The organism is Agromyces sp. NSFZ (assembly GCF_056156205.1).
Window position 1 is genome coordinate 4,183,028 of record NZ_CM149585.1, and the last position, 11,920, is coordinate 4,194,947.

An 11,920-nucleotide genomic window follows, 5' to 3' on the forward strand; every position below is an offset into this window, starting at 1 on the left:
ATGGGTTCCCTCCCCGTGGGATGATCATCCGACTCTGCACCAGGCGGAGGCGCTCACGCGGGACCAACGGCCCGCATCCTGCACGCGGGGACACGCCTCGAGCGGACCGTCGGGAAGGAACCGGGCGTCGTACACCCGACGGAAGCCCGACTCCTCGCTGCCCCACGACACCTGGATCAGCTCCCCGAGCGCGGCCAGCTCGCGACGCTCGGTCTCGTTCGCCCTCGCCCACGTCGCCCGCGCGCAGGTGCCGAACACGACGACGTGGCTCACGCGCTCCGGATGCCGCGCCGCGTACGTGATGGCGATCGGCCCGCCCTGCGATATCCCCAACAGCGGGAACCGCTCCAGCCCGAGGTCGTCGACCACGGTCTCGAGGTCGCGCACCCAGGCGTCGAGCGCGAACGGGCCGGGAGACCCGTCACCCCACTTCGGGCGTCAGGCGCCCTGCGCGCGGGGGTGCTGCTCCAGCCTCTGCCAGATCGGCGGGTGGGGCATCCGGTTCTCGCGGTAGAGCCGCTCGGCGAACAGCGCCGCCCACACGATCAGCGCGGCGCCCGCGCCGAGGAGCATGCCGCCGACCACGTCGGAGACCCAGTGCGCGCCGAGGTACATGCGGCTCCCCATCATCAGCAGGGTGTACACCGCGCCGGCGACCCAGACCCACGTGCGGAGGAAGATCAGGCCGAGCGCCATCGCGATCACGGCCGCGTTCGACGCGTGGCCCGACGGGAACGACCCGAAGTCGGGATGCACCAGGATGTCCTCGGGACGCACTCGGCCGACGAGCACCTTGACGGCCTGCGTCGCCAGCCCGCTCGCCAGGATCGCGGCGACGAAGAACCCCGCCGCCCACGGCCGGCGGAAGACGAGCAGCCCGAGCACGACGATCGCGGGCACGACGAAGCTCGAGACGAGGCCACTGCCGAGCCAGTCGAGCGCGAGCGCCACCGAGGTGACCACCGGGGTGCGGGCATCCGCGACGGCGCCCATCAGGGCGGATTCGAACTCGAAGGGCTCACGCGCCTGGTTGATGACGATCACCACGCCGACGGCGACGACGACGGCCAGCGCGATCGTGCCGGTCCACACCCAGTGGCGGCGGCTGACCCGCACCGGCGCCGGTGCCTGATGCGTCTGCGGCGTACCCGCCTCCTGCCGCGGCGTCGACTCGTCGGTGCTCATGTCGTCCGCCCCTCCGATCCGATCGTCTCGTCGCCCGACTCCACCGCGGCCGCTTCCTCGGGCGTGCCGGTGCGCACGGTGCGCCACGTGTCGACGGCGATCACGATGCCGAGCACCACGAGCGAGAGGAAGATCGATCCCACCGCATCGGTCGCCCAGTGGTAGCCGAGGTAGATACGGCATGCGGCGGTCAGCAGGACGATGACGGATGCCGCAATGAACGCGAGAGTGGTGATCACGGGCCGCCGGTGACGGGAGAACACGAGATACGTGCCGATGAAGAGGAAGTCGGCGACGCCCATCACGTGCCCGGACGGGAACGAGGAGGTCGGGTCGTATCCGATCATCATCTCCTCGGCCGGCGGACGGTCCCGCGCGATGATCGGGGCGAGGAGCTGCACGAGGATCACGCCGAGGATCATGCCGCCCGCGAGCAGGATCGGCCGCCATGCGTGCTTCGCGAGCAGGCCCCAGGTCACCGTCGTCACGAGGATGATGATCGGCATCGCGATCGGACCGAAGACGATCGACAGCACGATCATGAGCGTGGTCAACCACTCGTCGCGACCCGACTCGAGCCAGCGCTCGACCGGCGCGTCGATGAACGACAGGTCGTCGGCCTCGAGGATCGAGTCGAGCGTGATGAAGAAGCCGGTGAGACCCACGACGAACAGGACGCCCGCCACGATGTAGAGGTTCCGCTTGCCGGACCCCACGACCACGCGTTCCTCGACCATGAACCGCTCGTGGAACCGGCTCATGCGCCCTTCTCGTTTCGCCGTCTCGGTCACGTGCACCCTCCTCACCCGGTCCGAGGCGCGACGCTCCGCCGGGATGCCCATGATGACATGGGGGCCCGTCCGGCCGAAGGGGGTTGCGCGGGGGCCGGCGTCGGTGCAGGAGGCGCGCGAGATCCGGGGTGCGCCGCACAAGCGCCTCGCCGAGGCTCGGCGTGTTCGATGGTCTTTAGTCCCGAAGCACAGGAGTCCGCGGGCGCTACGGTGCTCTCGTCCGGTTGGGGAGTCGTCTTGGGGGGCGATCATCATGACATTGATGTCGGGATCCATCCGCGCGCGAGGCGTGACGCCGTGCGTGCGAGTCCACACGAGGCTCCGATGAGCGCCGCAGACGCCTCGGCCGACCTGCCGCGGGCGGCGGGGATGTCCCGCGCGAAGGCACCCGCCATCACCTACATCTCGTGGGTGGCGCTGGCCCTCATGACCACCGCCTCGGTCGCGAGCCTCCGGCCCGCACCGACCATGGCCGTCTACGGCCTGGCGGCGATCTTCCTCTATCTGGTGCCGGCCATCGTGTTCCTGCTGCCGACCTCGCTCGTCTCGGCGGAGCTCGCCTCCGGCTGGGAGGGCGGCATCTACAAGTGGGTGTCGACCGGCATCTCGAAGCCGATGGGCTTCCTCGCCGTGTGGTGCCAGTTCGCCATGACGATCTTCTACTACCCGAGCCTGCTCGGGTTCGTGGCATCCACCCTCGCCTACGTGATCAATCCCGACCTCGCCAGCAACGGTGTATGGACGGCGCTCGTGATCATGGTCTGCTACTGGTCGGGCGTGTTCATCTCGTCGCGCGGCACCAAGGGCGTCGCGGGCCTCGCGAGCGGCGGCCTGATCATCGGCACGCTCATCCCGGGCGCACTGCTGGTCCTGCTCGGCGCCGCGTTCCTCGGCCAGGGCAACCCGTCGGCCGCCCCGATGACCGCGGAGAACCTGCTGCCGCAGTGGGCGGGCCTGGCGAGCCTCGTGCTGATCGTGAACAACTTCCTGTCGTACAGCGGCATGGAGATGAACGCCGTGCACGTGTCGTCGCTGAAGAACCCGGGCAAGGAGTACCCGAAGTCGATGTTCCTCGCGATGGGACTCGTGCTCCTCATCTTCATCCTCCCGGCACTGGCCATCAGCTGGGTCGTCCCGGCCGAGGAGCTCTCGCTCACCGCCGGCGTCATGCAGGCCTTCGACGCGGTGCTCGCGGTGTTCAACTGGCAGTGGCTCACGCCGATCATCGGCATCGCGCTGGTGGCGGCCTCCCTCGGCGGCATGCTGACCTGGCTCGCCGGGCCGTCGAAGGGCCTGCTGCTGATCTCGCGGGAGGAGGGGTATCTGCCTCCCTTCCTGCAGCGGCTGAACAAGCACGGCGTGCAGCAGAACCTGCTCGTCACGCAGGGCCTCGTCACCACGGTGATCGCCCTCGGCTATGCCCTGATCCCGGATGTCTCGAGCGCGTACTGGATCTTCTCGGTGATCACCACGCAGGTGTACCTGATCATGTACCTGCTCATGTTCGTCGCGGCCATCCGGCTGCGACGCAGCCATCCCGATCACCCGCGCGGCTACCGGGCGCCGATGCTCATCGGCCTCTGCGGCGTCGGCTTCGCCGCCTCGCTCGCGGCACTGCTCGTCGGATTCATCCCGCCGTCGCAGTTCGGCGGCGGCAACCCGTGGATCTACTTCGTGATCGTCGCGGGCGGAGCACTCGGGCTGGGCCTGCTCGTGCCGTGGCTGTTCTACAGGTTCCGCAAGCCTTCGTGGAAGCTGCCCGATGCGACGACGGCGACGGAGACGGAGGTGTCGGGCTCATGAGCACCCAGACGGAGCAACAGCCCAAGCGCGAACGATCGGTGCTCTACATCGTGGTCGTGGTCGTGCTGGTGGTTCTCGCCGTGATCGCCCTGATCATGTTCCGGTCGGCCAGGCAGACGGCCGAGGCCGAGGACAAAGCCCAGGAACTGATCCAGGCGCTCGAGGATGCCGGTGCGGAGTCGACGCCATCCGTCGAGATGATCTCGCGCGTCCTCGGTGATGACGGCGACGTGGTCTGCGCGGATCCGAACGGCGCGCTGAACCGCGCGGCCCTGCTCAGCCTCCTCTCCAACGGCGCGGGCGGTCCCGGCATTCGCCCCGTGATCGCCGAGAGCCGGGCGGTGCAGGGCGTGCTGCTGATCGTCGAGGTCTACTGCCCCGACGAGCTCGAGGACTTCCAGGAGTTCGTCGACAGCCTCGAGACCGTCGACACGAACGGCGGATGATCGTGGACCTGCGTTCCCGGGTCGGCGAGTCGATGTCGCCGGCCCGGGCCGAACTGGCCGAGTTCGTCGCCCTCCGATCCGTCGCCGACCCGCGCCAATTCCCGCCCGAAGAGTGTGAGAAGGCGGCGATCTGGGTGCGCGACCGGTTCGCAGCGCTGGGATTCGCCGACGCCCGGCTCGAGCCCACGCCCGACGGCAGCAAGGCCGTCATCGGGTCCCGGGCCGGCTCCGATCCGAATGCCGCGACGGTGCTGCTCTACGCCCACTACGACGTGCAGCCGCCACTCGACGAGTCCGCCTGGCGCACGCCGCCGTTCGAGCTCACCGAGGTCGACGGTCGTTGGTACGGCCGCGGCGCCGCCGATTGCAAGGGCAACATCCTCATGCACCTGCTCGCGCTGCGGGCGCTCGGCGATGACGTGCCGGTGAACCTGAAGCTCGTCGTCGAGGGTTCGGAGGAGCAGGGAACCGGCGGGCTCGAGGCGTTCGTCGCCGCGAACCCCGACCTCCTTCGCGCCGACGCCATCCTCGTGTGCGACACGGGTAACGCCGAGGTCGGGCTGCCCGCTGCGACGGTGACCCTGCGCGGCATGGTCAATGTGGTCGTGAGGGTCCGGGCGCTCGCCTCGGAGGTGCACTCCGGCATGTTCGGCGGCCCCGCTCCCGACGCGCTCGCCGCGCTCATCGCGATCCTCGCGTCGCTGCGCGACTCGGCCGGCAACACGACCATCACGGGCCTCGACGCGTCCCGCGGCTGGGATGGTGCGCCGTATCCGCCGGAGCAGTTCCGCTCGGATGCCGGCGTCCTCGACGGCGTCGGCCTGCTCGGCGACGGCAGCGTCTCCGACATGCTCTGGGCCCGTCCGGCCGTCACGGTGCTCGGCATCGACTGCCCGCCCGTCGTCGGGTCGACCGCCGCGATCGTGCCGCACGCCGCGGCCAGGCTGAACCTGCGGATCCCACCGGGCACGGAGCCCGGCGAGGCCCACACGGCGCTCGAGGCGCACCTGCGTGCCGCGGCTCCCTGGGGCGTGCACGTCGAGGTCGAACTCGAGGCGGAGGGCTCGCCGTTCGAGGCACGCGTCGACGGGCCGGCGTACCAGGCAATGGCCGCGGCCATGCAGGAGGCCTACGGGACGCCGATGACGAAGCTCGGCCAGGGCGGGTCGATCCCGCTCTGCAACGTCTTCGCCGACACCTACCCCGGCGCGGAGATCATCCTGATGGGCGTCGAGGAGCCGCTCGCCCTCATCCATGCGCCGAACGAGAGCGTCGACCCCACCGAGATCGAGCGGCTCGCCCTGAGCGAGGCCCTGTTCCTGCAGCGCTACGGCGCGACCCGCGGCGGCTGACCGTGAACGATCGAGTGGGCGGATGCGGCGGCATCCGCCCACCGTCATGTGCGCGTCACGCACACCTCGCACGCGGCATCCGCACGATCCTCAGGCCGCCGGCTGCTCGGGCGCCTCGGGCACGGGAGGCGTCGCGGGCGCGTCGGGCTGCCGAGGACCGCGGATGCGCTTCCACACGAGGTCGACCACGGTGGCGAGCACGACGATCGCGACCAGGGCGATCGCGGTGGCAGGTTCGTTGACGAGCGTGGTCGTCACGAACACCACGAAGGTGCCGAGGGTCGCCACGAGCGCGACGATGAGCACGACGAGGCTCGCGCCCGTCTTCCGGTAGAGCCGGAAGTGCGAGATCGTCACCGCCGAGAACACGAGGAGCGCGACGGCGCTGCCGATCGACGCGATCTTGTTGAGGTCGAAGAGCGTCACGAAGAGGATCGTGAGCGCGGCAACGCCGAGCAGGCCGACCGGTGCACGGCCGACCGATCGGCCGAAGAAGGGCGGGAACTGGCCGACCGAGGCGAGATGCTGCGTCATTCCCACCGACGGGTAGAGACTCGCGTTCACCGCGCCCGCCGTGGAGAACAGCGCCGTGATCACCATGAGCACGTAGCCCCAGTCGCCGAGCACCGGACGGGCCGCTTCGGCGAGCGCCGTCGTGCCGTAGTCGACGACCTGCTCGGCCGTGAGCGTGCCGAAGACGCCGAGGGCGACGGCGACGTAGACGGTCGTGGCGATCGCGAGCGCGAGGTAGACGGCGCGGGGCAGTTCGCGCTTCGGGTTCGGGAGGTCCTTCGCGGTGAACGTGATGACGCCGAAGCCGAGGAACGCGAAGAACGTGAGGGCGACGCTCGCGATGATCTCGCGCACGCCGGGGTAGCCGGCCGGATCGAGCAGGGCCGGGTTCCAGTTGGCGATGGTGACCACGGCGAACACGGTGAGGATGCCGAGCACGATCTTCACGATCACGGACTGCACCCGGGCGACCGCGTTCGAGCCCACCGCGTTGAGCGCGGTCATCACGAGCACGAGCAGGACTGCCCAGATCTTCGCCCAGGTCGCGTCGTCGCCCGTGAAGACCGAGCTCGCGTAGCCCCCGAACGACGACGCGACCATCGCGGCCACGATCGAGCCCGTGACATAGAACAGCCACGCCACGATGCCCGCGAAGTGCCCCTCCCCGAAGCCGCGGGCGATGAAGGCGAGCAGCCCGCCGCCCGACGGGAACGCGGCACCGAGCTTCGCGAACGAGTAGCCCTGCAGGCCCGCGATCGCGCCGGCGATCAGGAACGACAGCCAGACCGCCGACCCCGCGACGGCGCCGGCCGCGCCGAGCAGGGCGAAGATGCCCGCGCCGACCATCGATCCGACGCCGATGAACGTCGCCTGGGCGACCGTCATCCGCTTCTTCCCGTTCGTTGCCGACATGGGCGAACTGCTCTCCTCCTCGCCGGGATGCCGCTGGCCGACGTCTGTGGGGAGGCTACGCGTGGATGCGCGAGGAGCTCGGGCCTTTCGGCCCACACGTCGCGGTTCCGGCTCCGCACGGCTCGCTATCCTGACGACATGGGCCGCCTGAGCGACGCCGAGCACCTGCACTTCGAGACGCTCGAGGAGTGGCACGCCTGGCTGGCCGAGCATCATGCGGACTCGACGGGGGTGTGGCTGGTGTCGTGGCGCACGCACACGCGGCGCCCGCGCATCAGCTACGACGACGCCGTGCTCGAGGCGCTCGCGGTGGGGTGGATCGATGGCCAGGCGAAGACGGTCGACGACGAGCGAGGGGCGCAGTGGTTCGCACCGCGACGACCGTCGAGCGTGTGGGCGCGCAGCAACAAGCAGCGGGTCGAGCGCCTCGAGGCCGAGGGCCGCATGCAGCCGGCCGGCCGCGCCGCGGTCGAGGCGGCGAAGGCGAACGGCATGTGGAACGTGCTCGACGACGCGGAGCGGCTCATCGAACCGCCCGAACTCGCGGCCCGGCTCGACGCCGACCCCGTCGCCAGGGGGAACTGGGACGCGTTCCCGCCGTCGGCGCGCGAGATGGCGCTCGGCTGGATCGCCCTCGCGAAGCGCCCCGAGACGCGCGAGCGGCGCATCGCCGAGACCGTGCGCCAGGCCGCGGCGAACGTGCGGCCGGGCGCCCGCTGACGAGTCAGGCGAGTCAGGCGAGCTCCGCAGCCTCCAATCGACCGGATGCCACGGCGTCGGCGAAGGCGGCGAAGTCGCGTTCGTTCTGGTCGGCGTAGTCGGACGCGAACTCGGCGAGCGCGCGATCGAACCGGTCGCTCGACCCGAGATACGCGGCGATCGCCACTCGGTCGCCCGAGCGTGCATGCGCCCGCGCGAGGGTCTCGCCGCACACCCGTGCATAGAGCCTCGCCCCCGCCGGAACCATGACGTCGGGATCGACGCCGCCCTTCCAGTCGTTGAGCTGTCGGAGGTAGAAGTCGCGGGCGACGCCATCGTGCCCCTCCACGCGCTGCCAGCCCAGGAAGAGGTCGCTCGCCGCCTGCATGAGTCGCTGCCCGCGGACCACGCGCTCGCCGCGGTGCGAGTACTCGCTCGGCGCCAGGTACCGCTCGAGCACCGAGGCCTCGGCCTGCTTGGCCTGGAGCAGCAGCGGGTCGTCGTCGTCGCGTCCGCGCAGCAGCACGATCCATGCGCGGGTGCCCACGCTGCCGACTCCCACGACCTTCCGGGCCATGTGCACGTAGCTGAACTCGGCGATCGGATGCCGTGCTCCCGGGAGGGTCGACCGGTAGTCGCGGAGGATGCCTCGAATCGCCTCGATGTCGTCCTCGTGGGTGCGGCCTGCGGGGCGCAGGTCCTCGAGGGGCACGATGAGCGGCGGGTCGGCGACGATCCGCAGGTTGCCGTCGACGTTCCGCACCAGCTTCGAGAAGGCGCGCATGCTGTCGCGGCTCCGTGCCTTCGCGATCATCCGGTCGGTGCGCTTCACCTGGCGGTCGGCCGCGCGACGCGCGTCCCGCTCGGCACGCACCCACGCCGCCACCTGATCGGCGTCGAGGCGGTCGTACCAGGCGTCGAGCACCCGGGACTCGGCGGCCCGCGTCATCCGTTCCCGATATCCCCGCACGACGTTCCGATCGACCGCCTCGCGTTCGGCATCGGTGAAGCCGCGGTGGCGACCGGCCACCTCGAAGCTCGCGACGAGGCGCTTGAGGTCCCACTCCCATGGCCCCGGCAGGGTCTCGTCGAAGTCGTTGATGTCGAAGAGCAGCCGCCGTTCCGGGGTGCCGAACAGCCCGAAGTTCGCGAGGTGGGCGTCGCCGCAGAGTTGCACGGTGAGGCCGGAGATCGGCGTCGCCGCGAGGTCGGATGCCATGAGCAGGGCGGCGCCCCGGTAGAAGGCGAACGGCGACGCGAGCATGCGGGCGTGCCGGATCGGCACGAGTTCCGGGACGCGGGTCGCCGCCTGCTCCTCGAGGAGTGCCACCGGGTCGGGCCGGCCGTCAGGTGCGTGCCAGCCGGCATGGGACGACCTGGGCACGGCCCGTCGCGCCGCCCGGCCCCATTCGGCCCGCGCGGCGAAGTCCGTCGGCGGCGGCGCGTCGCGTGGCTGCTCGTTGATGTGGCGGCTCGTCACCGGCCCGAACGGGATACTCATGATCAGTCGTCCGCCAGGAACGGCTGGTGGCGGAACCCGTCGGGCTCGAGGATCGCCGCCGTCGACTCCGGCACCTCGACGAAGACGCCCGGCACGTCGGAGAGCGGTTCCGAGACCACGAGGCGCGCCTGGTCGCCGAATTGCTTCAGGCGTTCGACATCGGGATACATCTGCCGCAGCGTCGGGATGTCGGCGGAGTGGAAGAGCGAACGCGTCCGCCCCTGCGACGAGTACCGGAACGCCCACACCCGCTCGCCGTCGGACACCGCGATCGTGCCCTGCCACGGGAACTGCACATCGTGCTCGTGCCCGATGGTCTCGACGGCGCGGATCGCACGGCCGACGGCCGCGATCGGATCGTCGGCGAGGCCGAGCGTGAGCGCGAGGTGGAAGAGCACCTCCGAGTCGGTCGTGCCCATGACGTTGGGATACAGCGACGGATCGATCGCGAGCGTGAGGTCGCGCTTCACCTTCCGCCACCCGGCGATGGCGCCGTTGTGCATGAACATCCAGTTCTCGTAGCGGAACGGGTGGCAGTTGGTCTGCTGGATCGGCGGTGCGGTGGCGGCGCGCACGTGCGTGAAGAAGAGCGGCGACATGATCGCCCGCGTGAGCTCGCGGAGGTTCTGGTCGTTCCAGGCCGGTTCCGTGCTGTGGAACAGCGCCGGCTCCGTTCCCGCCGGCGCGTCGGTCGGATACCACCCGAACCCGAAGCCGTCGCCGTTCACCGGCTCCGCGCCGAGTGATGACTCGAGCGATTGCGCGACGATCGAGTTCTTCGCGTCGAGCACGATGGTCGAGGGTCGCAACGGCTCCCCCAGGTACGCCAGCCACCTGCACATGGATTCTTCCCCCTTCTGCGGATCACCCGACCCGATATCGCAAGAACACCACCCCGCTGTCGAAGCGTCGCTCCTCGAGGAGCTCGAGCGACAGCCGAACGCCGTCGGGCAGGAACCGGGTCCCGCCGCCCACCACCACGGGGTGCACGAACAGGCGGATCTCGTCGACGAGTCCCGCCCGGAACGCGTGCGCCGCGAGGCCGGGACCCGAGATGGAGACGTCCCGCGTCGAGCTCTGCACGAGGTCGCGCACCGCGTCGGCATCGAAGCTCCGCTCGAGGCGCGTGCGCTTCGTGCCCGTCTCATCGAGCGTCGTCGAGAACACCACCTTGTCGGCCGTCTGCCACACCGACGTGTACTCCCGCTCCTCGGGCGATCGGCCGGGCTCCTCGTGGGCGTGCTCCCAGTACCGCATGACCTCGAACATCCGTCGCCCGTAGAGGTAGGTGCCGATCGAGCGCTCGAGGTCGTTCACGAACGCGTGCACCGCGGCATCCGGAGCACCCCAGCTGAAGTCGCCGCGCGTGTCGGCGATGCAGCCGTCGAGCGAGATCAGGCCGCCCGTGATCAACCTGCCCACTCGAACCTCCTCCGTCCCGCGCCGTCGGCCGCTCAGCCCGAGGGAACCGGCTCGGGCGTCGCCTCAGGCGTGCTCGGGCACTTCGCCAGTTCCTGCATCCTCGCGGTCGCCTGCTCGACCGACCAGGGCAGTTCCACCAGGGGACGCTCCCGCTCGGGTGCCGGCTCGGCCTTCGAGCCGATCGAGGCGAGTGCGAAGGCCACCTCGCGCACGAACTCCGCCCCCGACGTGGAGTTGTTGAGGGCGACGACCACCGTGAGGCCGCTCTCGGGGTCGGTGAACGCGGCCGTGAGCGCCCCGGTGCTCTCGCCCGCGGTACCGCGCATCGGTCCGTACTGGAATCCGCCGATGCCCGCGGCCTGCCACGCGGGCGCGGTCCCCCCGAGCGGCAGCGTGGTCCACTGCGCGCGGGCCGTGTTCTCGGAGAGCAGCGCACCTGTGGCGAACGCCTGCGCGAAGCGGCGGGTGTCGTCGAGGTTCGACAATGCCCCCGCGGCGGCGCCGCCCATCGAACTCGACTGCGCCGAGTCGTCGACGATGACCGCGCAGTCGATCGAGCCGTCCTGCCCGATGCGCGCCGAGTAGGCGCCGATCGCTCCCTCGAACTCGGTGACCTGGGCTTCGGGCAACGAGGTGGCGTCCATGCCCAGCCGGTCGAAGACGTACTGCGACGCGAGCTCCGACCAGGTGCGACCGGTGCTCCGTTCGAGCGCCAACGCCAGCAGCAGGATGCCGGTGCGCGATTCCCGCACCTGCTCCCCCGGCGCGCTGGTCCTCGAGATCGCGAGCCCGTTCGACAGCAGCTCGGCCGGCGGCCACGGGCGCTCGGGGTTCGCCACGAAGTGGCTCCGGAGCCCCGGGTAGTAGTCGGCGATGCCCGAGGTGTGCCGGCAGAGCTGCTCGAGCGTGATGCCGTCGAGGCGTGGGATCCAGTCGACGTACTCCTCCACGTCGTCGCCGAGCGAGACCGCGCCCTCGTCGGCGAGTGCGAGCAGCACCGTGCACGTGATCTCGGTGGTGACGGTCGCCAGGTGGAATGCGTCGTCGGCCTGCACTTCGGCCGCGCCCTCGTCGTGCGATGCTGTTCCGGATGTCCCGACCCACTCGCCCGCCCACGGGGCCCACACGCCGGCGAGGCCGCCGCTGGATCCGCTGAGTTCGACGGCCTGGTCGAGCACCGCCTGCATGCCGGTCGCGACCTCCTCGGCGAACGCCGTGTCGGCCTGGTCGAATCCGGCGGCAGGATCGATGACGCCGGGCGTGCAGCCCGAGAGAGCCAGAGTCGCGGCCATCGCG

At 70.5% G+C, this 11,920-nt stretch carries 12 protein-coding genes; 4 read left to right on the top strand and 8 right to left on the bottom strand.

Annotated features, from left to right (window positions below; translation table 11 throughout):
* Positions 1 to 24: 24 nt before the first annotated feature.
* The 3 genes from ACVFI9_RS19995 to ACVFI9_RS20005 are packed head-to-tail and all read right to left on the bottom strand — an operon-like array spanning position 25 to position 1,976.
* Positions 25 to 387, bottom strand: a complete 363-nt coding sequence (locus ACVFI9_RS19995) for an alpha/beta fold hydrolase (protein ID WP_474763927.1) — start codon at positions 385 to 387, stop codon at positions 25 to 27.
* Between the two features lie 51 nt (positions 388 to 438).
* Positions 439 to 1,185: a phosphatase PAP2 family protein gene (locus tag ACVFI9_RS20000; RefSeq protein WP_474763928.1), complete on the bottom strand. Its 747-nt coding sequence runs from the start codon at positions 1,183 to 1,185 to the stop codon at positions 439 to 441.
* Positions 1,182 to 1,976, bottom strand: a complete 795-nt coding sequence (locus tag ACVFI9_RS20005; protein ID WP_474763929.1) for a phosphatase PAP2 family protein — start codon at positions 1,974 to 1,976, stop codon at positions 1,182 to 1,184. Before ACVFI9_RS20005 ends, ACVFI9_RS20000 begins: the two co-directional genes overlap by 4 nt.
* A gap of 324 nt (positions 1,977 to 2,300) precedes the next feature.
* Between ACVFI9_RS20005 and gadC the strand changes: the two genes are divergently transcribed.
* From gadC to ACVFI9_RS20020, 3 genes are read left to right on the top strand one after another with little or no spacing between them, the layout of a single operon-like run.
* On the top strand, positions 2,301 to 3,779 hold the full coding sequence (gene gadC / locus ACVFI9_RS20010; protein ID WP_474763930.1) for a glutamate/gamma-aminobutyrate antiporter GadC: 1,479 nt from the start codon (positions 2,301 to 2,303) through the stop codon (positions 3,777 to 3,779).
* Positions 3,776 to 4,225: a hypothetical protein gene (locus ACVFI9_RS20015; RefSeq protein ID WP_474763931.1), complete on the top strand. Its 450-nt coding sequence runs from the start codon at positions 3,776 to 3,778 to the stop codon at positions 4,223 to 4,225. Before gadC ends, ACVFI9_RS20015 begins: the two co-directional genes overlap by 4 nt.
* A complete protein-coding gene (locus ACVFI9_RS20020) occupies positions 4,222 to 5,577 on the top strand; it encodes a M20/M25/M40 family metallo-hydrolase (RefSeq protein WP_474763932.1) in 1,356 nt (451 codons plus the stop codon). The genes ACVFI9_RS20015 and ACVFI9_RS20020 overlap by 4 nt, the downstream gene beginning before the upstream one ends.
* Before the next feature lie 90 nt (positions 5,578 to 5,667).
* On the opposite strand, the gene ACVFI9_RS20025 is transcribed toward ACVFI9_RS20020, so the two are convergent.
* Complete coding sequence (locus ACVFI9_RS20025; RefSeq protein WP_474763933.1) at positions 5,668 to 7,002, bottom strand: APC family permease; 1,335 nt, start codon at positions 7,000 to 7,002, stop codon at positions 5,668 to 5,670.
* A gap of 138 nt (positions 7,003 to 7,140) precedes the next feature.
* Here ACVFI9_RS20025 and ACVFI9_RS20030 point away from each other — a divergent pair, with 138 nt between their 5' ends.
* Positions 7,141 to 7,722 carry a YdeI/OmpD-associated family protein gene (locus ACVFI9_RS20030; protein WP_474763934.1) on the top strand — a complete coding sequence of 194 codons (582 nt, stop codon included), beginning with the start codon at positions 7,141 to 7,143 and terminating at the stop codon, positions 7,720 to 7,722.
* A 13-nt stretch (positions 7,723 to 7,735) separates the two neighbouring features.
* Here the strand turns inward: ACVFI9_RS20030 and ACVFI9_RS20035 are convergent, their stop codons facing one another.
* Genes ACVFI9_RS20035 through ACVFI9_RS20050 form a run of 4 tightly spaced genes read right to left on the bottom strand, consistent with a single transcriptional unit; the run spans position 7,736 to position 11,916 of the window.
* Entirely contained in the window at positions 7,736 to 9,202 is a 1,467-nt protein-coding gene (locus ACVFI9_RS20035; protein WP_474763935.1) for a DUF2252 domain-containing protein, read from the bottom strand.
* A 2-nt stretch (positions 9,203 to 9,204) separates the two neighbouring features.
* Entirely contained in the window at positions 9,205 to 10,044 is an 840-nt protein-coding gene (locus tag ACVFI9_RS20040) for a class II glutamine amidotransferase (protein WP_474763936.1), read from the bottom strand.
* 22 nt (positions 10,045 to 10,066) lie between these two features.
* Positions 10,067 to 10,624: a dihydrofolate reductase family protein gene (locus tag ACVFI9_RS20045; RefSeq protein WP_474763937.1), complete on the bottom strand. Its 558-nt coding sequence runs from the start codon at positions 10,622 to 10,624 to the stop codon at positions 10,067 to 10,069.
* A 32-nt stretch (positions 10,625 to 10,656) separates the two neighbouring features.
* The gene (locus ACVFI9_RS20050; protein WP_474763938.1) at positions 10,657 to 11,916 is read right to left on the bottom strand and encodes a serine hydrolase domain-containing protein; all 1,260 of its coding nucleotides are present in this window, start codon (positions 11,914 to 11,916) and stop codon (positions 10,657 to 10,659) included.
* Positions 11,917 to 11,920: the final 4 nt, after the last annotated feature.